Source organism: Stutzerimonas stutzeri (genome assembly GCF_002909485.1).
GTDB lineage: Bacteria > Pseudomonadota > Gammaproteobacteria > Pseudomonadales > Pseudomonadaceae > Stutzerimonas > Stutzerimonas stutzeri_AH.
In genome coordinates this window covers 59,671-80,384 of record NZ_PPXG01000009.1, presented here as the reverse complement: position 1 = coordinate 80,384, position 20,714 = coordinate 59,671, and the positions used below count along the sequence as shown (strand labels likewise).

The 20,714-nt window shown below is 63.4% G+C and carries 18 protein-coding genes; 14 read left to right on the top strand and 4 right to left on the bottom strand.

From position 1 onward, the window contains the following. The first annotated feature begins 89 nt into the window (after positions 1 to 89). The 5 genes from gcl (at position 90) to pyk (ending at position 6,835) form a co-directional block, all read left to right on the top strand. Entirely contained in the window at positions 90 to 1,871 is a 1,782-nt protein-coding gene (gene gcl, locus CXK91_RS19660) for a glyoxylate carboligase (RefSeq protein WP_103457722.1), read from the top strand. A 216-nt stretch (positions 1,872 to 2,087) separates the two neighbouring features. Next, the gene (gene hyi / locus CXK91_RS19655) at positions 2,088 to 2,870 is read left to right on the top strand and encodes a hydroxypyruvate isomerase (RefSeq protein WP_023444122.1); all 783 of its coding nucleotides are present in this window, start codon (positions 2,088 to 2,090) and stop codon (positions 2,868 to 2,870) included. A gap of 28 nt (positions 2,871 to 2,898) precedes the next feature. Then, on the top strand, positions 2,899 to 3,789 hold the full coding sequence (locus tag CXK91_RS19650) for a 2-hydroxy-3-oxopropionate reductase (protein WP_103457721.1): 891 nt from the start codon (positions 2,899 to 2,901) through the stop codon (positions 3,787 to 3,789). 326 nt (positions 3,790 to 4,115) lie between these two features. Continuing rightward, positions 4,116 to 5,387, top strand: a complete 1,272-nt coding sequence (locus tag CXK91_RS19645; RefSeq protein WP_103457720.1) for a glycerate kinase type-2 family protein — start codon at positions 4,116 to 4,118, stop codon at positions 5,385 to 5,387. Positions 5,388 to 5,419: 32 nt separating this feature from the next. Further along, positions 5,420 to 6,835 carry a pyruvate kinase gene (gene pyk, locus CXK91_RS19640; RefSeq protein WP_103457719.1) on the top strand — a complete coding sequence of 472 codons (1,416 nt, stop codon included), beginning with the start codon at positions 5,420 to 5,422 and terminating at the stop codon, positions 6,833 to 6,835. Positions 6,836 to 6,870: 35 nt separating this feature from the next. On the opposite strand, the gene CXK91_RS19635 is transcribed toward pyk, so the two are convergent. Continuing rightward, a complete protein-coding gene (locus CXK91_RS19635; RefSeq protein ID WP_003285107.1) occupies positions 6,871 to 7,095 on the bottom strand; it encodes a DUF2188 domain-containing protein in 225 nt (74 codons plus the stop codon). A 273-nt stretch (positions 7,096 to 7,368) separates the two neighbouring features. On the opposite strand from CXK91_RS19635, the gene hmpA reads away from it, so the two are divergent. The 4 genes from hmpA (at position 7,369) to pncB (ending at position 10,729) form a co-directional block, all read left to right on the top strand. Further along, positions 7,369 to 8,547 carry an NO-inducible flavohemoprotein gene (hmpA, locus tag CXK91_RS19630; protein ID WP_103457718.1) on the top strand — a complete coding sequence of 393 codons (1,179 nt, stop codon included), beginning with the start codon at positions 7,369 to 7,371 and terminating at the stop codon, positions 8,545 to 8,547. A 51-nt stretch (positions 8,548 to 8,598) separates the two neighbouring features. Further along, positions 8,599 to 8,832 (top strand): hypothetical protein, encoded by a 234-nt coding sequence (locus tag CXK91_RS19625; protein WP_014819394.1) that lies wholly within the window; start codon positions 8,599 to 8,601, stop codon positions 8,830 to 8,832. A 234-nt stretch (positions 8,833 to 9,066) separates the two neighbouring features. Continuing rightward, on the top strand, positions 9,067 to 9,237 hold the full coding sequence (locus CXK91_RS19620; RefSeq protein ID WP_003299895.1) for a general stress protein: 171 nt from the start codon (positions 9,067 to 9,069) through the stop codon (positions 9,235 to 9,237). Between the two features lie 289 nt (positions 9,238 to 9,526). Continuing rightward, positions 9,527 to 10,729: a nicotinate phosphoribosyltransferase gene (gene pncB, locus CXK91_RS19615; protein WP_014819393.1), complete on the top strand. Its 1,203-nt coding sequence runs from the start codon at positions 9,527 to 9,529 to the stop codon at positions 10,727 to 10,729. 3 nt (positions 10,730 to 10,732) lie between these two features. On the opposite strand, the gene CXK91_RS19610 is transcribed toward pncB, so the two are convergent. Next, positions 10,733 to 11,929 (bottom strand): GGDEF domain-containing protein, encoded by a 1,197-nt coding sequence (locus CXK91_RS19610; RefSeq protein ID WP_103457717.1) that lies wholly within the window; start codon positions 11,927 to 11,929, stop codon positions 10,733 to 10,735. 340 nt (positions 11,930 to 12,269) lie between these two features. On the opposite strand from CXK91_RS19610, the gene CXK91_RS19605 reads away from it, so the two are divergent. Beyond that, positions 12,270 to 14,180, top strand: coding sequence for an autotransporter domain-containing SGNH/GDSL hydrolase family protein (locus CXK91_RS19605; protein WP_103457716.1), 1,911 nt, complete (start codon positions 12,270 to 12,272; stop codon positions 14,178 to 14,180). Positions 14,181 to 14,235: 55 nt separating this feature from the next. Here CXK91_RS19605 and CXK91_RS19600 read toward each other — a convergent pair whose 3' ends face one another. Continuing rightward, positions 14,236 to 15,141, bottom strand: coding sequence for a hypothetical protein (locus CXK91_RS19600; RefSeq protein WP_023444114.1), 906 nt, complete (start codon positions 15,139 to 15,141; stop codon positions 14,236 to 14,238). A 359-nt stretch (positions 15,142 to 15,500) separates the two neighbouring features. Between CXK91_RS19600 and CXK91_RS19595 the strand changes: the two genes are divergently transcribed. Further along, complete coding sequence (locus CXK91_RS19595; RefSeq protein WP_023444113.1) at positions 15,501 to 15,767, top strand: hypothetical protein; 267 nt, start codon at positions 15,501 to 15,503, stop codon at positions 15,765 to 15,767. A 4-nt stretch (positions 15,768 to 15,771) separates the two neighbouring features. Here CXK91_RS19595 and CXK91_RS19590 read toward each other — a convergent pair whose 3' ends face one another. After that, positions 15,772 to 16,662 carry a LysR family transcriptional regulator ArgP gene (locus CXK91_RS19590; protein WP_014819388.1) on the bottom strand — a complete coding sequence of 297 codons (891 nt, stop codon included), beginning with the start codon at positions 16,660 to 16,662 and terminating at the stop codon, positions 15,772 to 15,774. Positions 16,663 to 16,752: 90 nt separating this feature from the next. Here CXK91_RS19590 and CXK91_RS19585 point away from each other — a divergent pair, with 90 nt between their 5' ends. The 3 genes from CXK91_RS19585 (at position 16,753) to CXK91_RS19575 (ending at position 20,689) form a co-directional block, all read left to right on the top strand. Further along, positions 16,753 to 17,361, top strand: a complete 609-nt coding sequence (locus tag CXK91_RS19585; protein ID WP_103457715.1) for a LysE/ArgO family amino acid transporter — start codon at positions 16,753 to 16,755, stop codon at positions 17,359 to 17,361. Positions 17,362 to 17,761: 400 nt separating this feature from the next. After that, positions 17,762 to 18,343: a superoxide dismutase gene (locus tag CXK91_RS19580; protein ID WP_103457714.1), complete on the top strand. Its 582-nt coding sequence runs from the start codon at positions 17,762 to 17,764 to the stop codon at positions 18,341 to 18,343. Positions 18,344 to 18,628: 285 nt separating this feature from the next. Continuing rightward, the gene (locus CXK91_RS19575) at positions 18,629 to 20,689 is read left to right on the top strand and encodes a putative bifunctional diguanylate cyclase/phosphodiesterase (protein WP_103457713.1); all 2,061 of its coding nucleotides are present in this window, start codon (positions 18,629 to 18,631) and stop codon (positions 20,687 to 20,689) included. The last annotated feature ends 25 nt before the right edge of the window (positions 20,690 to 20,714 follow it).

The following is a 20,714-nucleotide window of genomic DNA, read 5'->3' as shown; positions in this document are numbered from 1 at the left end:
AGAATTGAAGTCTCGACCAATTCCGCCAGCGAATCCAGGGCGGCATGCTTGAGCCACGTAGAAAAACTATCGAATAAGAGGTGTGATCCATGGCCCGCATGAGAGCAATCGACGCCGCCGTCGCGGTATTGCGCAAGGAAGGCATCGACACCGCCTTCGGCATCCCCGGTGCCGCGATCAACCCGCTGTATTCCGCCCTGCGGGCCGACGGCAGCATCCGCCACATCCTCGCCCGCCACGTCGAGGGTGCCTCGCACATGGCCGAGGGCTATACCCGTGCCAAGCCGGGCAACATCGGCGTGTGCATCGGCACCTCTGGCCCGGCCGGCACCGACATGATCACCGGCCTGTATTCCGCCTCGGCCGACTCGATCCCGATCCTCTGCATCACCGGCCAGGCGCCGCGCGCCAAGTTGCACAAGGAAGATTTCCAGGCCGTCGATATCGAATCTATCGCCAAGCCGGTGACCAAATGGGCGGTTACCGTTCGCGAACCGGCGTTGGTGCCGCGGGTGTTCCAGCAGGCCTTCCATGTGATGCGCTCGGGGCGTCCCGGACCGGTGCTGATCGACCTGCCGTTCGATGTGCAGATGGGCGAGATCGAATTCGACATCGACACCTACGAGCCGCTCGCCGTGTACAAGCCGGCGGCGACCCGCAAGCAGATCGAGAAGGCCATCGACATGCTCTGCGCCGCCGAGCGTCCGCTGATCGTCGCCGGCGGCGGCATCTACAACGCCGCGGCCGAAACCTTGCTGGTGGAGTTCGCCGAGACCGTCGGCGTGCCGGTGATCCCGACGCTGATGGGCTGGGGCTCGATCCCCGACGACCATCCGCTGATGGCTGGCATGTGCGGCCTGCAGACCAGCCACCGCTACGGCAACGCGACCATGCTGGAATCCGACTTCGTGCTCGGCATCGGCAACCGCTGGGCCAACCGCCACACCGGCTCGGTGGAAACCTATACCAAGGGCCGCACCTTCGTTCACGTCGACATCGAGCCGACCCAGATAGGCCGGGTGTTCGCGCCGGACTACGGCATCGTCTCCGACGCCCGCGCCGCGCTCGAGCTGTTTGTCGAGGTAGCCAAGGAGCGCAAGGCCGCAGGTCGTCTGCCGGATCGTCGCGCCTGGGCCGCCGACTGCCTGGAGCGCAAGCGCACCATGCTGCGCAAGACCAACTTCGACAGCGTGCCGATGAAGCCGCAGCGTGTGTACCAGTGCATGAACAACGCCTTCGGCAAGGACACCTGCTACGTCAGCACCATCGGCCTGTCGCAGATCGCTGCCGCGCAGTTCCTGCACGTCTACCAGCCGCGCCATTGGATCAACTGCGGCCAGGCCGGCCCGCTCGGCTGGACCATTCCGGCAGCGCTCGGTGTGGTTGCCGCGGACCCGGCGCGCAAGGTGGTGGCGCTTTCGGGCGACTATGACTTCCAGTTCATGATCGAGGAGTTGGCGGTGGGCGCGCAGTTCAAGCTGCCGTACATCCACATCCTGGTGAACAACGCCTACCTCGGGCTGATCCGCCAGTCGCAGCGCGGTTTCGAGATGGATTACTGCGTGCAGCTCGGCTTCGAGAACATCAATGCCGACCAGAGCGGCATGGAAGGTTACGGCGTCGATCACGTTGCGGTGGTCGAGGGCCTCGGTTGCAAAGCACTGCGCGTGTTCAAGCAGGAAGACCTGCGCCCGGCCATCGAACAGGCCCAGGCCTGGATGGCCGAGCATCAGGTGCCGGTGGTGATCGAGGTGATCCTCGAACGGGTGACCAACATCGCCATGGGCACCGAGATCGACGCCATCAACGAGTTCGAGGCGCTGGCCGAAGGCCGGGAAGACGCGCCGACGGCGGTTGGGCTGTTGGACTGATTCGCCCGTAACCACAACCGCGTGGAAGACGCTTCGCGCTCTTCCACGGGGCGGCCACCCGTCCTACCGGCCGCCGCAGTTATCAGCGACGGGCACCGAAGCAACCATAGGGTGGATATCGCGAAGCATATCCACCGCAACGCAACACCCAGGGTGGTCACCACACCGCCGTAATGCAGAACCGAGTTTGATCCCTACAGATCAGGAGAGAGAACCATGCCCCGCTTTGCCGCCAATCTGTCCATGCTGTTCACCGAGGTCGATTTCCTTGACCGCTTTGCCGCCGCTGCCGAAGCCGGCTTTACCGGCGTCGAATACCTGTTCCCCTACGACCACCCGGCCGAGGAGATCAAGGCCCGGCTGGACGCCAACCAGCTGACCCAGGTGCTGTTCAACCTGCCGGCCGGCGACTGGGCTGGTGGCGAGCGCGGCATCGCCATCCTGCCGGAGCGGGTCGAGGAATTTCGCGCCGGCGTGGACCAGGCCATCGCCTACGCCAAGGTGCTGGGCAACACCCAGGTCAACTGCCTGGCCGGCATTGCCCCGCGTGGCGCCGACCTCGGCCAGCTGGAAATCACCTTTATCGAAAACCTGCGCTACGCCGCGCAGAAGCTCGAGGAAGCCGGCATTCGCCTGGTGATGGAGATGATCAACACCCGCGACATCCCGCGCTTTTTCCTCAACAACACCTCCCAGGCGCAGGAGATTCGCGGCAAGGTCGGTCACGCCAACCTGTTCCTGCAGTACGACATCTACCACATGCAGATCATGGAGGGAGACCTGGCGCGGACCATCGAGAACAACCTGGCGGCCATCAACCATATCCAGCTGGCGGACAACCCCGGTCGCAACGAGCCGGGCACCGGCGAGATCAACTATCGCTTCCTGTTCGAGCATCTGGATCGCATCGGCTACCAGGGCTGGGTCGGCTGCGAGTACAAGCCGGCCACCAGCACCGCCGAAGGCCTCGCCTGGCTGAAGACACACAACGCCATCTGACCCGAACAGAATTTGAGGAGAAACGACCATGGCTAAGATCGGATTTATCGGCACCGGAATCATGGGCAAACCCATGGCAAGCAACCTGCAGAACGCAGGCCACCAGATATTCCTTTCCGAACATCATGACAAGGCACCCGCCGACCTGGTGCAGGCCGGCGCCATCGCCCTGGCCACCCCGCAGGAAGTCGCGCAGGAGGCCGAGTTCATCATCGTCATGGTGCCGGATACCCCGCAGGTCGAGGACGTGCTGTTCCGCGACCAGGGCATCGCCGCTGGCGTCAGCCCGGGCAAGGTGGTGATCGACATGAGCTCGATCTCCCCCAGCGCCACCAAGCAGTTCGCCGAGAAGATCAAGGCCACCGGCGCCGAGTACCTCGACGCCCCGGTATCCGGCGGTGAAGTCGGCGCCAAGGCAGGCACCCTGTCGATCATGGTCGGCGGCAGCGAAGCGGCTTTCGAGCGCGCCCTGCCGCTGTTCCAGGCAATGGGCAAGAACATCACACTGGTCGGCGGCAACGGCGACGGCCAGACCGCCAAGGTGGCCAACCAGATCATCGTCGCGCTGAACATTCAAGCGGTCGCTGAGGCCCTGCTGTTCGCCGCGAAGAACGGCGCCGACCCGGCCAAGGTGCGCGAGGCGCTGATGGGAGGTTTCGCCGGTTCGAAGATCCTCGAGGTGCACGGCGAGCGCATGATCAAGGGCACCTTCGATCCGGGCTTCCGCATCAGCCTGCACCAGAAGGACCTCAGCCTCGCCCTGGCCGGTGCCCGCGAGCTGGGCCTCAACCTGCCCAACACCGCCAGCGCCCAGCAGGTGTTCAGCACCTGCACAGCCATCGGCGGCAGCGGCTGGGACCACTCGGCACTGATCAAGGGCCTGGAGCACATGGCCAATTTCTCGATCCGCAAGGAGTAAAGCCTTCGAGCGCACTGAGTCGGCCTGCGCCCCCACCTTCAGGGACAGACAGACCAGGTGGTGGGATCAGCGCAACGCTCGGCACCAGTGATGCTCAAAGGGTTGGTGTGCAGGTACGCGGGGTCGGAATCATCGCATCTCCCCCACGACCAGGGCCCCGCGCGCCTGCACACCAATCGCCGTCTGCGGACGGCACCTTTTCGATTCGCCCGGCACAAGGAGTCACGGCCCTACTGCCGGGCGGGTCGATTTCAACCCTTAGCGCTTGCATTGCCGAGCCCTAAGGTCTGCAATCGTCCTCTGCAAAAAGACCCAAGGAGCCAGAGATGCCCATCGATCCCCAAGCCCTGCTGCGCCAGCTGTTCGATAGCGCCATCGAGGCCGCCCATCCGCGCCATGTGCTCGCCGACCATCTGCCCGAAGACCGCAGCGGCCGAGCCATCGTCATCGGCGCCGGCAAGGCGGCTGCGGCCATGGCCGAAGCCATCGAGAAGGTCTGGGAAGGCGAGCTGTCCGGCCTGGTGGTGACCCGCTATGAACATCACGCCGACTGCCGCCGCATCGAGGTGGTGGAGGCCGCACACCCGGTCCCGGACGATGCCGGCGAGCGCGTCGCCCGCCGCGTGCTGGAACTGGTCAGCAACCTTGAGGAAAGCGACCGGGTGATCTTCCTGCTTTCCGGCGGCGGTTCCTCGCTGTTGGCACTGCCAGCCGAGGGCATCTCGCTGGCGGACAAGCAGGCGATCAACAAGGCGCTGCTGCGTTCCGGCGCGCACATCGGCGAGATGAACTGCGTGCGCAAGCATCTCTCGGCGATCAAGGGCGGCCGCCTGGCCAGGGCCTGCTGGCCGGCCAGCGTGTACACCTACGCGATTTCCGACGTGCCCGGCGACGAGGCCACGGTGATCGCCTCCGGCCCCACCGTGGCCGACCCGACTACCTCCGCCGAGGCGCTGGCGATCCTCGAGCGCTACCACATCGAGGTGCCGGCCAACGTGCGCGCCTGGCTCGAAGACCCACGCTCGGAAACGCTGAAACCGGGCGATCCGATGCTCTCGCGCAGCCACTTCCAGCTGATCGCCACGCCGCAGCAGTCGCTCGACGCCGCGGCCGAGGTGGCCCGCTCCGCCGGTATCACCCCGCTGATCCTCGGCGACCTGGAAGGCGAAGCGCGTGAGGTGGCCAAGGTGCATGCCGGCATTGCCCGCCAGGTGGTGCTGCACGGCCAGCCGATCGCCGCGCCCTGCGTGATCCTCTCCGGCGGCGAGACCACGGTGACCGTGCGCGGTAATGGCCGTGGCGGGCGTAACGCCGAATTCCTGCTCGCCCTCACCGAAAACCTGCAAGGCCTGCCGAACGTCTATGCGCTGGCCGGCGACACCGACGGCATCGACGGCTCGGAAGACAACGCCGGGGCGCTGATGATGCCGGACAGCTATGCCCGCGCCGAAACCCTGGGCCTGCGCGCCGCCGATGCGCTGGCCGATAACGACGGTTATGGCTATTTCGCCGCGCTGGACGACCTGATCGTCACCGGTCCGACACGCACCAACGTCAACGATTTCCGCGCCATCCTGATTCTGCCGCCCTCGGCCTAGACCGAGGGCGCTCACCTGCCAGCGAGCCCGCCATGAAACCCGACAAGAAGGTCAAGATACTTGCCACCCTCGGCCCCACCACCCGCAGCATCGATGATGTACGGGCGCTGGTCGCCGCCGGGGTCAACCTGTTCCGCTTGAACTTCAGCCATGGCGAGCACGCCGACCATGCCGAACGCTTCGCCTGGATTCGCGAGGTGGAACGTGAGCTGAACCAACCGATCGGCATCCTCATGGACCTGCAAGGGCCCAAGCTCCGGATCGGCCGCTTCGCCGAGGGCAAGGTGCGGCTGGATCGCGATCAGGCCTTCCGTCTGGATCTGGACCCGACGCCGGGCGACAACCGACGCGTGAACCTGCCGCACCCGGAGATCATCGCCGCGCTGGAGCCGGGCATGCAGCTGCTGATCGACGATGGCCGCCTGCGTCTGACGGTCACCGCGCGCCACAGCGATGCCATCGACACCCGCGTGGTCGCCGGCGGCGAGCTGTCCGACCGCAAGGGCGTCAACGTGCCGGAAGCAGTGCTGGAGCTTAGTCCGCTGACCGAGAAGGATCGCCGCGACCTGACGTTCGGCCTTGAGCTGGGCGTGGATTGGGTGGCCCTGTCCTTCGTCCAGCGCCCACAGGACATCCACGAAGCGCGCAAGCTGATCGGTGAGCGCGCCTTCCTCATGGCGAAGATCGAGAAACCTTCGGCGGTGCAGCACCTGCGCGAGATCGCGCGGCTGTCCGACGCGATCATGGTCGCGCGTGGCGACCTCGGCGTGGAGGTGCCGCCGGAGAATGTGCCACGCATTCAGAAGAACATCGTGCGCATCTGCCGCCAGCTCGGCCGCCCGGTGGTGGTGGCCACGCAGATGCTCGAATCCATGCGCTTCGCCCCGGCGCCGACGCGCGCCGAGGTCACCGACGTGGCCAACGCGGTTGCCGAGGGTGCGGACGCGGTGATGCTGTCGGCGGAAACCGCTTCGGGCGACTACCCGCTGGAAGCGGTGAGCATGATGAGCAAGATCATCCGTCAGGTGGAAAGCGGCCCGGATTTCCAGGCCCAGCTCGATGTGCACCGACCGAATGCCGAGGCAACGCTGCCGGATGCCATCAGCTGCGCAATCCGCCGCATCAGTGGCATCCTGCCGATTGCGGTGCTGGTCAATTACACGGAATCAGGCCGCTCCAGCCTGCGCGCCTCGCGCGAGCGCCCGGCCACGCCGATCCTCAGCCTGACGCCGAGCACCGCCACCGCGCGCAAGCTCACGGTGGCCTGGGGCGTGTATTCGGTGGTGGATGCACCGATGCGCGATATGGAGCAGGTCAGCAGCCACGCCCTCGAGCTGGCGCGCGCCCAGGGCATGGCCGGCAGTGGTGACACGGTGCTGATCACCGCTGGCGTGCCGCTCGGCCAACCTGGCACCACCAACACGCTGCGCATCGAAGTCCTCGACTAGGTCGGCAACCCACCCAGCGCACAATGGCCAAGCGGTCAGCCCTTGGTCTCCAGCGGGTTCTGCTCCTGCGGGTAGCGATGCTCCTCCTCGATGCTGCCGTCGTCGCCGTGGACGTTCACCAGCGCAGTACGCAGCTTCATGTAGTCGCGCGTCTCATCGAGAATGTCCTGTCGATTCCCGGCTTCGAGCAACGCGCGCTGATCGCCTTCTTCGCGTAGCACCCAGCGGTCATCTTCGTGGGTGATGTGGTAGATCTCCATGGCCCTCTCTCCTGCTGTTGAATGAAATATCGCGGATCGCCCCTGGTAAGAAAGCTGTCAGCGGGCGAGGTTCGATCGTCACCGTCAAGGTAATTTCGACCCTATAAGGTCCATATCACCATGGAAAGCCAAGGTTCTTTTTACCTCGCACATCCTGCAAACCTTGATTCAAGTCAATTTTCGACCTGGAACGATTGTTGAAAGCCTCTATGGCAGAACGTTTCGTGTTCGCCCCGCGAATACAGGACGACTTTCCCATCAGAGGAGTTAGCAATGCTTTGCGCTGAACAGGCTGCCCTTATCAAAGCCACCGTGCCGCTGCTGGAAAGCGGCGGCGAGGCCTTGACCACCCATTTCTACAACCTGCTGCTCAGTGAGCATCCCGAAGTGCGCCCGCTGTTCAATCAGGCCCACCAGGCCAGCGGTGAACAGCCGCGTGCACTGGCCAACGGCGTGCTGATGTATGCCAAACACATCGACCGGCTCGACGCCCTCGGCCCGCTGGTCGCTCAGATCATCAACAAGCATGTCGCGCTGCAGGTACTGCCAGAGCATTACCCGCTGGTTGGCTCCTGCCTGCTGCGGGCGATCCGCGAAGTGCTCGGTGACGAGATCGCTACCGACGCCGTGATCGACGCCTGGGGCGCCGCCTACCAGCAACTCGCCAACATCCTTATCGGTCAGGAGGAGAATCTCTACCAGACCAAGGCCGAGGCGGATGGTGGCTGGCGGGGGGCGCGGCGTTTTCGCATTGCGCGCAAGATCGTCGAAAGCGCAGAGATCACCTCCTTTCACCTGCAGCCGGAAGATGGCGGCGCGCTGATGGACTTTCTGCCCGGCCAGTACATCGGCCTGCGCCTGGAGGTCGACGGCCAGGAGGTGCGCCGCAACTACTCGCTGTCCGCCGCCAGCAATGGCAGCGAATACCGCATCAGCGTCAAGCGCGAGCCCGGCGGCGTCGCCTCGAACGCGCTGCATGCCATGCCCGAAGGTGCCGTGCTGGAGCTGTTCGCGCCGGCTGGCGAGTTCACCCTCGAACCGGGCGACAAGCCCCTGGTGCTGATCAGCGGCGGCGTCGGTATCACGCCTACCCTGGCGATGCTGGAACAGGCTCTGGCCAGCGCACGACCGGTGCACTTCATCCACTGCGCGCGCAATGCCGGCGTGCATGCGTTCCGCCGCAGCGTGGACGCGCTGGCCGAGCGTCACGCCCAGCTCAAGCGTTTCTACTGCTATGAGGAGCACGACGGCGCAGATGCCGCGCCGGATGCCGTTGGCCGCCTGACCGAGCAACAGCTTGGCAGGTGGCTACCGGAAGACCGCGACGTGGACGCCTATTTCCTCGGGCCGAAACCCTTCATGGCTGCCGTCCGCCGTCAGCTGAAGTCACTCGGTGTGCCGGAACAGCAAACCCGCTACGAGTTCTTCGGTCCCGCTTCGGCACTCGATTGATCCATTCGGAGGCTCGCCCGGCGCGAGCCTCTCCCCGAAGGAGATTCAGTCATGCTTTATCACTCAGCTTCTCCACAACGCTTGATGGGCGCCGCAAATGCGCTGATGGTCGCAGGCATACTGCTCCTGCTGCTGGGCATCAGCGGCGCCTACCTGTTCGATCGACATCTGGCGATGGGCAGCATCATCGCGGCCCATGCGCTGGTCATCCTCGGCCCCACGGCGCTGAAAATCGGCTACGTGATGCGCCTTCTGGCCGAGCGCAAGACGAAACTTGCGGCCTGAGGCGCGGCTGGATAAGTCCGCGCTCGGATAATCGTAATTCGTTCCTGCAACTTTGCCGCTTCGCCTGTAATTTCAGTCCGCCATAGTCATACGCAACATGGGGAAAACCATTCGTCTACACTTTTGAATTCACCGAAACTCTTGCCTGAAGTCTTCCTCTGACACAGTGAGGCTGATTGATCTCTCTCTTTCAGCCGTTTGTGAACGTGTCTATCCAATTGAGGAGAAAAACACATGGCAAATAGTAATCCTGGCAACTTCGCCAACGATCGAGAGAAAGCTTCCGAGGCCGGCCGCAAGGGTGGCCACAACAGCGGCGGCAACTTCGCCAACGACCGCGAGAAGGCCTCCGAGGCCGGACGCAAGGGTGGCCAGAACAGCCACGGCGGTGGCCGCAGCAGCTAAAAGCTGAAGAAATGAAGAGGGGCAGGCGCCGTACGGCCCTGCCCTTCTTCATTTCTCCATTCAATCTTTTAAGCGAATAATCAAAAAACGAAATTGCAAAGTAATGCGATATTGCTATCCGAACGATGTATAGCCGGCGGAATTATATTTTTAAGCCGTTTGCGCAAAGCGACGGCCAGGCAGAAGCTGATATCTGCCGTTATTTTATTCATTCCCAACTTATAACGATGACCTGCATCCCTTGCCGTTTGTCGATATCATCGACAGGCATTTCAAGCTGGAGCGGTCGATGAACAGCAGCGCCTTTTCCGAACGAATCGTCCAGAGCCTGCTGGATACCGATTTCTACAAGCTCACCATGATGCAGGCAGTGCTGCATCACTATCCGAACGCAGAGGTGGAGTGGGCATTCCGCAGCCGCTCCGGTGAGGACCTGACGCCCTACCTCGACGAGATCCGCCAGCAGATCGAGGCGCTTGCCGAGCTGCAGATGACAACCGAGGAGCTGGCCTACCTCGAGCGCATCCCCTACATGCAGCCCGACTTCATCCGCTTCCTCGGTTTGTTCCGTTTCGATCTGCGTTATCTGCAGGTGAGCATCGAGGACGGCGAGCTGGTGATGCACCTGCGCGGCCCCTGGCTCCATGTGATCCTGTTCGAAGTGCCGCTGCTGGCCATCGTCAGCGAGGTGCGCAACCGCGCGCGCTACCCGGCGGTGACGCTGGGCCAGGCGCGCGACCGGCTGGATGAGAAGCTGCACTGGCTACGCAGCCAGGCCAGCAGCGACGAACTGGCCAGCTTCACCCTGGCGGATTTCGGCACACGCCGTCGTTTCTCCTTTGCCGTGCAGGCGATGGTGGTGGACCGACTGCAATGCGATTTTCCCGGCCGGTTCGCCGGCACCAGCAATGTGCATCTGGCACGCACGCGGAATGTGAAGCCGATGGGCACCATGGCCCATGAGTGGATCATGGCGCACCAGCAACTCGGCCCGCGGCTGATCGACAGCCAGGTTGCGGCGCTGGACTGCTGGGTTCGCGAATATCGTGGGGCATTGGGCATCGCGCTCACCGACTGCATCACCATGGATGCTTTCCTGCGCGATTTCGATCTGTACTTCGCCAAGCTGTTCGACGGCCTGCGTCATGACTCTGGCGACCCTCTGCTGTGGGCAGAGAAGGCCATCGCGCATTACCAGCGCCTGGGTATCGATCCGAAAACCCGCCAGCTGATCTTCTCCGATGGCCTGGACCTGGCCAGAGCGCTGGAACTCCATCGCGCGCTGATCGGGCGCAGCAATCCGAGTTTCGGCATCGGCACCGGCCTGACCTGCGACATCCCGGGCGTCGAGCCGACCAACATGGTCATCAAGATGACCGCCTGCAATGGTCAGCCGGTGGCGAAGATCTCCGACTCGCCAGGCAAGACCATGTGCCGCGACGAGGCATTCGTCAGCTACATGCGGCACGTCTTCGGCCTGGCCAATGGCTGACGGCTAGCCGCCCATGGCCAATGCCTGCGGCGGCTGGACAGCCTCCGGCTCCATGGCGCAGAGGCGATTACGCCCGCTCGTCTTGGCGTAGTACATGCGCTTGTCTGCCAGCTCCAGCAGGTCCCGGTAGTCCGCCACCTGATCGCAACGGCGCTCGGCCAACCCGATGCTCGCCGTTAGCGGCGCACCGTCCGGCCGCACGCCGAGGCCCTGGCCAACGATGCGCTCGAGCGCCAGGTGCGCCTGCTGCATGTCGGTCTCCGGCATGATCAGCAGGAACTCTTCGCCGCCCCAGCGCAGCAGGCTGTCGGAGCCTCGCAGCGTCGCAACCAGACGCCTGGCCGCCTCGCGCAGGACCTGATCGCCGGACTCATGGCCATGGTTGTCGTTGATCGACTTGAAGTGGTCGAGGTCGATGAATGCAAGCGCCAGCGGACCATCCTTGCGCTGTGCGCTGTCCCACTGCAACCGGAGGATCTCCTCGCCGCTGCCGCGGGAGAAAACCCCGGTGAGCGGATCACGGATGGCCTGGCGCACCAGCGCGAACATGAACGCCAGCTGGCTCATGCTGGCCAGGCTGGCGACGCCGGCGATCAGGATCAACAGCCAGAAGGCACCGGCGAACGACGGCCAGTTCAGCGTCGCCCAGCTGAGATAGCCGGCCAGCGCCTGGGCCAGCAGCAACAGGCTGGAGAGCACCAGATTCTCCACCAGGGTCAGCGGGAAAATGGTAAGCCCGGCCATCAGCACGAACGGCAGAAAGGCGTAGCCGGCGCCGACCACGGCGGAGAACTGCGCCAGTTGATAGCTGCCGAGCAAGGTATGTGAGGCGATGTAGAAGATGGTCGGAATGGCGAACAGGATTGCGATCGCCCGATAGGCGTCCAGCAGATTGCCGCTCGGGCGGTAGAACAACAGCAGGCAAGTGAACGCCAGGCACGCCATCATCCGAAAACCGGCTAGCGCCGCCCACAGCCTGGGCTCGAACACCATCAGATCGATCAGACTCCACAGCGGGGTGAGCACTGCGAACAGAAAGGCGAACAGGCGAACGCGGTTGACGATCAAGGTCGCGCGGCGCTGGCAGAGCAGCAGTGGATGGCGTCGCGGGCTCAGCAGATGGCGAAGCTCGCTGGGCTTGAGTTCGCTGGGCAGCAACGAGCTCAGGCGACTGCGCAGCAGGTCGAGAATCGATGGCATTTATTATTGTGCTCCCAGGCAGGGAAGGTTCTTTACACAGCGGACGGCTCCGGTTGCCGCTCGCTGCTTTTCAATATCCGTCTCAACGCATCACCGTTCGGCGGCGCATTGGGCGTCCACAGAAGCGCAAGCGCGGCGAATGGTATCAGTTGGCCATCAAAAACCCTTGAGCCAGGACAATGAAATCAAAGCTGCCAGTAACTCCTAAGAACGATCTACCGTTCGGAAAAATCGCCCTTTCGGGCGCTTATACCCGCTGGCGGCTCCCAATAGCGTGGCCGGATCGCCCGCGCATGTGCGAGCGATGCATCCAAACAAAAAGAACAATAAGGAGTTACCCGTGCAGAGCGCCCTCAAACCGCTTGCGGCAGCCGTTCTACTCACCTGCGCGACAGACGCGGCCATCGCCGATGATGGCCCGTTCAGTCAGTTCGTCGTGTTCGGCGACTCGCTGAGCGATGCTGGCAACTTTCCCGACCTGCAAAGCCCGACCCTCGGGGGCAACCCTACAGGAGGTCTGCGCTTCACCAACCGCACCGGCCCTACCTACGGTGCCGGCGAATATATCGGCGAGGTCGGCACGCAACGCCTGGCGAGCATGCTGGGCCTTCAATCGTTACCCTCCACGCCGCTGTTACCGGCAGTCCTCACAGGCAATCCGGACGGCACCAACTATGCCGTCGGCGGTTACCGCACCGACCAGATTCTCGATTCGATCACCCTCGACTCGACCGTTTCCGCGGGCGGCTCTACCCGGACCCGGCCCGGCTATCTGGTCGAGAACCCGCGCGTCGACAGCAATGCTCTGTACTACCTGAACGGCGGCGGTAACGACATCTTCCAGCTCGGCACCAACCCGGTCACGATGGCTGACGCCGCCGGTAATCTGGTGGCTGGCGTCGCTGCACTACAGGCCGCGGGCGCGCGCTACATCATCGTCTCCGATCTGCCGGACGTCGGCACCACGCCACTGGGCTTCATCACTGGCCAGGCCGCCACATTCAACTTTCTGAGCGACCAGTTCAACACCGAGCTGGCGAGCCAGCTGCAAGCCCAGGGTGGCAACTACGTGCTGGTGAACAACCGCCTGTTGCTGGCCGAGGTACGTGCTGACCTGGCTGCCTTCGGCTTCGACCCCAACGTGGCACAGACAGCCGTGTGTTTCGATGCGTCGGGCGGCACCTGCCTGCCGGACCCGACCTACAGCCTAGGCGGCACAGCACCTGATCCTAGCCGCCTGCTGTTCAACGACGCCGTCCATCCAACCACCGCTGTTCATCAGATCAGCGCCGACTACCTGTACTCGATCATTTCCGCTCCGTGGGAAGTATCCCTGCTACCGGAAATGGGCCGCTCGGCACTGCGCGCTCACCTGCAGCAACTGGACAACGAACTGTCTGCGCGGCGCGGCGACTGGCAGGCGGTCGGCGCCTGGCGCACCTTCGTCCAGGGTGGTTACAACCGGCCTGAGTACGACGGTTACGGTGGCGGTGACGGTAGCGGCCTGAGTCTGTCGCTTGGTGTTACCCAGCGTTTGAGTGAGACGTGGCTGGCCGGCGTCAGCCTGGGCCTGGCGGAAAACTCGCTGGAACTGGGCAGAAACGACTCCGAGTACGACATGCGCAGCTACCTGGCCACGGCCTTCGCCCGTTACGAATACCAGCGTCTGTTCGCCGACTTCAGCCTCAGCGCCGGGTATCTGGACTACCACGACCTCAAGCGTACGTTCGCCCTTGGCATCAGCGAGCGCACGGAAAAGGGTGACACCGAAGGCACGCTATGGGGTGCGGCGGCGAAGGCTGGCTTCAACCTGATGCAGCCAGGCGATCAACTCCAGTTCGGCCCATTCGTCGGTGCCAGCTATCAGAAGGTCGAAGTCGATGGTTACAGCGAGCAGGGCGAGCGCTCCACTGCATTGAGCTATGACGATCAGGAACTGGATTCGCTGCGCCTCTCACTCGGCCTGTTCGGCGACTATGCGCTGAGCGAACGCACGCGGCTATTCGGCGAGGTGGCGCGGGAGGTGGAGCGCGAGGACGAGGATCGGCGTGACCTGCGCATGTCGCTGAACAGCGTGTCGGGCAACAGCTTCGAGCTGCCGGGCGCGGTACCGACCGGCGACCAGACGCGCTTCAGCGTGGGCCTGACGCACCGCCTGACGCCCGGTCTGGCGCTGCGCGCCAACTACCATTACCGCGGCAACGATAACCGCGACCACGGAGTGGGGTTGTCACTGGCCTGGGACCTGTAAGGTTCGTAGAGCGCAAAGGCCGCCGTCGCGAATACGCGCGGCGGCTCTTACGCGGTTAACGTCCGTCGAGCTGACCTTGCAGATTGGCGATCTGCCCCTGCATGGAATTGATGGTGCGGGTGACCTGAGCCCGGAAGGAGTCGAACTCGGCGGTGTTGATCGCGTTTGGCGCGGGCGCCGGCCGATTGTCCAGCTCACTGCGCAGCACCAGGATGTCCTGCTCCAGCCGGCTGATCGCCTGACTCTGGTTACCGCCCTGCTTCAGCGCCGCGATGTCCTTGCTCAAGCTGTCGACCCGTCCGGCCAGCTTGCCCTGCTCGTCCAGGGTCGTTTTGAGTGACGCCTGCTCGCTGCCCAACGCCTTGACGCTCTCTGCCAGTGTCGCAGTACTCCCCTGCTGAGCCTGCAGGTCGGCACCCAGCTGCTCGAGGCGCTTGCCCTGCTCGTCCATGCGTCGATCCTGATTGCCCTGTTTGCCAGTCAGACTCTGCTGTTCGGTAGCAAAGGCCTGCTGCTTGCGGTCAAGATCGATGGCCTGTTGCTCAAGCTGCTTGATGCGCAGTTTCACCGCCTCGCTTTCCGTAGTCACATTGGACTCGGTCGCAACGACTTTCCCGCTGATGTCCTGCAGTCGTCCGGCGGCATCCTCACTGATACGCGCGAAGCTTTCCTGGGTGGCGACCAGCTGCATTTCCAGCATGGCGATCTTCTGATAACTCCACCAACCGAGCGCGCCAAGGCTGAGGAGCAAGGCCAGCACCATGACCCACAGCGGCGCCGTACTCACCTTGCCAGCAGTGCTTGCAGGGCGACGTTTCTGGCGGGAGCGCCCGTCATCCACAGGCTCATCGGCGGTTCTGCGGATCGGCTCGAGATCCGGCGCCGGATAGGGCTCCACGCGGTCACGGCCTGCGGTCAGGCTGGGAATGTTGTCCAGTTCGTCGTGAGCATCGTTGCGCATGGGGTACCTTCAATGGCGCGGTGCGAAATACAGCGCGCAGTATAACGATTCAGGGCGTGCCCATCAGTGACGGCGCGCCGGTGGAGCAGATGCACCGTGGTAGAGCAGTGCGCCGCTTGTGATACGCATCACGGTGCATCGAATGGCGCACTCGGCAGCCCCGCGAACAGGCACCACAGCGGTGACCATCGCCTACGGGCAGTCTGCAGGCCTCGCCAGCCGGGCGCTTCGCCTGCCAGATGCAAAAACCGCGCAGCAACGCCGGAAATTGGTACGCCACTTGCTCTGTCTCTCTTGCCAGCGGATAGACACTTCCGACAGGGATGTTGGGCCTTAGGGCAATTCACGAGGAACACAGCATGGAGCTGAACAAGGCGGTTATCGACTGCATGCGCAGCCTGCGACGCAGACTTCGCGATGAGCAGCAACTCGACATCCATCTCGACCAACCGGATGCGGTTACGGCAATGCTTGCCGGGTGCATGAACTCCAACGATGAGCTGACCCGCGAACTCGGACGCCAGCTCGCCGCGTTCAGTGATCGGTTGCCGGCACCACCTCCACCACGCGCGGCCAGCAGCGGCGCCACGGTACGCATTTACCGAGGCCAGCGCGTACTCGCCTGAGCGCTCAATCAACCAGTAACCAGTCGCTGGCGCAACGCACCAGATGCCGGGTCAGCTCGTCGAGCAATTGCCCGCCATTACGCCAGTGATGCCAATACAAAGGCACGTCGATCGGCGGTCCGGACAGCACATCGACCAATTCCCCGCGCGCAAGTTCGCCGCGCACCTGTAACTCCGGCACCAACCCCCAGCCAAGCCCGCTCTGCAGCAGGCGTACGAAACCTTCGGACGACGGGCAGAGGTGATGGACGAACGCCTCTCCCCCGCCGACTGCTGCCATGTAGCGGTGTTGCAGCTGGTCATCCGGGCCGAAGACCACGGCAGGCACCCGAGCCAGATCCGCAGCGGCTGCCGGTCGCTGGAAATGCCGACTGACAAAGACCGGACTGGCCAGCGCGCGATAGCGCATCGCCCCAAGAAACTGACTGCGCGCACCTGCCAGCGGCCGTTCCGCCGCGCACACGCAGGCTGCGACCTCGCCAGCGCGCATGCGCTTGAGCCCGACCGCCTGGTCTTCCACCACATGATCGAGCAGCACCCGATGCTCGGCGCAGAACGACGCCACCGCGCCCGCCCACCAGGTCGCCAGGCTGTCGGCATTCAGGGCAATACGCAATCGCTCGGGCAGGCGATTTTCGTCCAGCGCCGGGACCTGCCCTTGCAGGTCCCGCTCGAGCAAGCGCACCTGCTGCACATGGTTGAGCAATCGTTGACCCAACTCGGTCGGCCGGGGCGGCGTATCGCGCAGCAGCACCGGCTGGCCGACGCGCGCCTCAAGTAATTTGATCCGCTGGGATATGGCCGATTGCGAAAGCCCCAACGCCTGCGCGGCTCGTTCGAAACCCGCCTGCTCGACAACGGCCGCAAGCGCCGCGAGTAATTTGTAATCGAACATCAGTATTCCTAATGCACCCTGAAGAGAATTTGTTTCTCTTATAACGCCCCACTGCCCAGACTCGCCAGTAAATCGGACGAGGCGTGCGGCATGAATGCAATCTGGCAAAGCTATATCAACGGCCTTCTGGTCGCGGCGGGGCTGATCATGGCGATCGGCGCGCAGAATGCGTTCGTGCTCGCGCAAAGCCTGCGCCGGGAGCACCATCTGCCAGTGGCGGCGCTGTGCATCGTCTGTGACGTACTGTTGGTCAGCGTCGGTGTATTCGGACTGGCAGCGGTGCTGGCGGACAACCCGCTACTGCTGGAGATCACCCGCTGGGGCGGCGTCGCCTTCCTGCTCTGGTACGGTACCCTGGCGCTGCGTCGCGCGTTCAAGCCACAGAGCCTGCGCAGCACTGATGCGCAGCCGCGACCGCTGCGGGCGGTGCTGTTGGCCGCGCTGGCGGTGACGTTGCTCAATCCGCACGTCTATCTCGATACAGTGGTACTGATCGGCTCACTCGGCGCACAACAGCCCGAGCCAGGCGCCTACACACTGGGCGCTGCCAGTGCATCGACACTGTGGTTCATGACCCTGGCGCTCGGTGGCGCCTGGCTTGCGCCCTGGCTGGCCCGCCCGCTGACCTGGCATCTGATCGACCTCGGCGTCGCCGCCATGATGTTCGCGATTGCCGCACAGCTCGCATTCGCCAGCTGACGCCCTGGCGCGCGACAACCGGCCGCGCGCCATTTTTGCAGGTCGCAAGGAACGCCCAGCCCGACGGCGCGGTCCACGCAAGGCGCAGCCAGTTGTTTGCATCCGCTGCCTCGCCTCGCCAACCCCTCTGGAACCTATATTCCATACAGTTGCCGCGTGGTTTTGCCGCAGGTCGGGTGCTATGATCGCTGGCTCGCAGACATGAAGCGGAAGGCTTCAGTCTGTCTGTTCGGCCGACCGTGAACGGCCAGAGATTGCGCAAGCATGTAGCGAGCGAAGGGAACGACAGAGGTCAGGGCGGGACGCACATTCGCTCCTGCTCACCGGTATCGCCGGCACGCCTCACACGCTCCTTCCAGCTGGCCGCATCAATCCTCGACACCTGAGTAGGAGATACATCATGGCTTTCGAATTGCCGCCGCTGCCGTACGAAAAGAACGCTCTCGAGCCGCACATGTCCGCCGAGACGCTTGAGTTTCACCACGACAAGCACCACGCTGCTTACGTGACCAATCTGAACAACCTGATCCAGGGCACCGAGTTCGAAGGCAAGGATCTGGAAAGCATCATCAAGACCTCTTCCGGTGGCATCTTCAACAACGCCGCTCAGGTCTGGAACCACACCTTCTTCTGGAACTGCCTGGCGCCGAACGCCGGTGGTCAGCCGACTGGCGCGCTGGCCGATGCCATCAACGCATCCTTCGGCTCGTTCGACAAGTTCAAGGAAGAGTTCACCAAGACCGCCATCGGCACCTTCGGCTCCGGCTGGGCCTGGCTGGTGAAGAAGTCCGACGGCAGCCTCGGCCTGGCAAGCACCATCGGTGCCGGCAACCCGATGACTGCAGGTGACAAGCCACTGCTGACCTGTGACGTCTGGGAACACGCCTACTACATCGACTACCGCAACGCTCGTCCGAAGTTCGTCGAAGCGTTCTGGAACCTGGTCAACTGGGACTTCGTCGCGAAGAACTTCGCCGGCTGAGCCACCCAGCGCTAACGAAAATGCCCGCACTTGTTGCGGGCATTTTCATTTAAGGGTTAGGTGTCGCCTGCCGCTATACATTTGCAGCCCGGAAAAAAGTCGCCTTACGGTATCGGTAATCGACGCGCAATGTTTCCTTAGGATTACGCCTTTGGGCTTGCATCCTAAGACGTACTGCCGGCACAGTCGGAGCTTGCTGACTTACTGGTTTAATTGCCTTTGACGATTGCCGAATGACTAACAATACTTCCGCAACCGAGCGTCGGCACGGAAAAGGACCTTCATTTGAAGCTGGAAATGCGCAATAGCCTGTCGCGTAAGCTCCTGCGTGTAGTCCTGCTATCGGCGCTTACGGTAGGGCTGGTACTCAGCTGCGCACAGATCATCTTCGGCGCCTACAAGACACGCCAGTTGATCGAAGCCGATGCCCAACGCATCCTGCGCATGACCCGCGACCCATCCACTCAGGCGATCTACAGCCTCGACCGCGAGATGGGCGCCCAGGTGATGGAGGGGCTCTTCCAGCACGAATCGATTCGAATGGCATCCATCGGCCATCCGGACGAAGGCATGCTGGCGCTGAAGATCAGACCACCTATCGACCTACCGACACGCTGGCTGACCGATCCGATTCTCCATCGCGATCGACAGTTCTCGATTCCGCTGATCGGCAAGCCGCCTTACAACGAATATTACGGCGAGCTGCGCATAACCCTGGACACCGCCAAATACGGCCAGGAATTCATCAACGACTCCATCGTGATCTTCATCGTCGGCATCCTCCGTGCGCTTACGCTGGGCTTCGTGCTCTTCCTGATCTACCAGTGGCTGCTGACCCGTCCGTTGACCAAGCTCATCGAGCATCTGGCGCGGATCAACCCCGACCGGCCCGGCGAGCACAAGTTGCCGATGATCCGTGGGCATGAGCGCAACGAGCTAGGCCTGTGGGTGGAAACGGCCAACGGCTTGCTCGCCTCCATCGAACACAACATGCACCTGCGTCAGGAGGCTGAAGGCAGCCTGTATCGCATGACCCAGTACGACTCCCTGACCGGTCTGCCGAACCGGCAGCAGCTGCAAAGTCAGCTCGACCACATTCTCGACGAGGCTCGACGCATGCAGCGGCGCGTCGCAGTGCTTTGTCTGGGGCTTGACGACTTCAAGGGTGTAAACGAGCAGTACAGCTATCAGGCCGGCGACTGCCTGCTCAAGGCCCTGGCAGACCGCCTGCGCGGCTCCGCTGGCCGTCTCGGTGCGCTGGCACGACTGGGCGGCGATCAGTTCGTCCTCGTACTCAGCGGCATCGAGCAGCCCTACGAGGCCGCCGAGCTCGCTCAGGCGCTGCTGGACGATCTGGAAAACCCCATCGAATTCGACGGCGACCCGATTCGGTTGCGCGCCACCATCGGCATCACGCTGTACCCGGAAGATGGCGACAATACCGAGAAGCTGCTGCAAAAGGCCGAGCAGACCATGACGCTGGCAAAGAGCCGCTCGCGCAACCGCTACCAGTTCTATGTCGCCAGCATCGACAGCGAGATGCGCGCCCGTCGGGAGCTGGAAAAGGACCTCAGCGAAGCGCTCAAGCGCAACGAGTTCCATCTGGTCTACCAGCCCCAGGTCGACTACCGCCAGAACCGCATCACCGGCGTCGAGGCACTCATCCGCTGGAAACACCCCCAGGGTAAGCTGGTCCCACCGGATCTGTTCATCCCGCTGGCGGAGCAGAACGGCAGCATCATCGAGATCGGCAAATGGGTGCTCGATCAGGCCTGCAGCCAGCTGCGGCAGTGGCATGCCGAGGGCTACACCGGTCTGCGCGTTGCGGTGAATCTTTCCACGGTACAACTGCGCCACCCGCAGCTACCGCAGATGATCGGCGAGCTGCTGCAGAAGCACCAGTTGCCGGCCGAAACCCTCGAACTGGAGGTGACCGAGACAGGGCTGATGGAAGACATCGACGCGGCAGCGCACAACCTGCACAGCCTGCGGCGCTCCGGCGCGCTGATCGCGATCGACGATTTCGGTACCGGTTACTCCTCGCTGAGTTATCTCAAGAGCCTGCCGCTGGACAAGATCAAGATCGACAAGAGCTTTGTCCAGGACATCGGCCAGGACGAGGGCGCGACCATCGTGCGCGCGGTCATCCAGCTGGGCAAAAGCCTTGGCATGACGGTGATCGCCGAGGGGGTCGAAACACCGGAGCAGGAAGCCTATCTGATCGCCGAAGGTTGCCAGGAAGGCCAGGGCTACTATTACAGCAAGCCGCTGCCCGCCCGCGATCTCGACCTGCTGCTGCGCCAGTCGACGCCATTCGATCGGGCAGTCAATTCCGAGCTGCGCTAGCCCGACAGCGCGCGGCTGGCGCGCA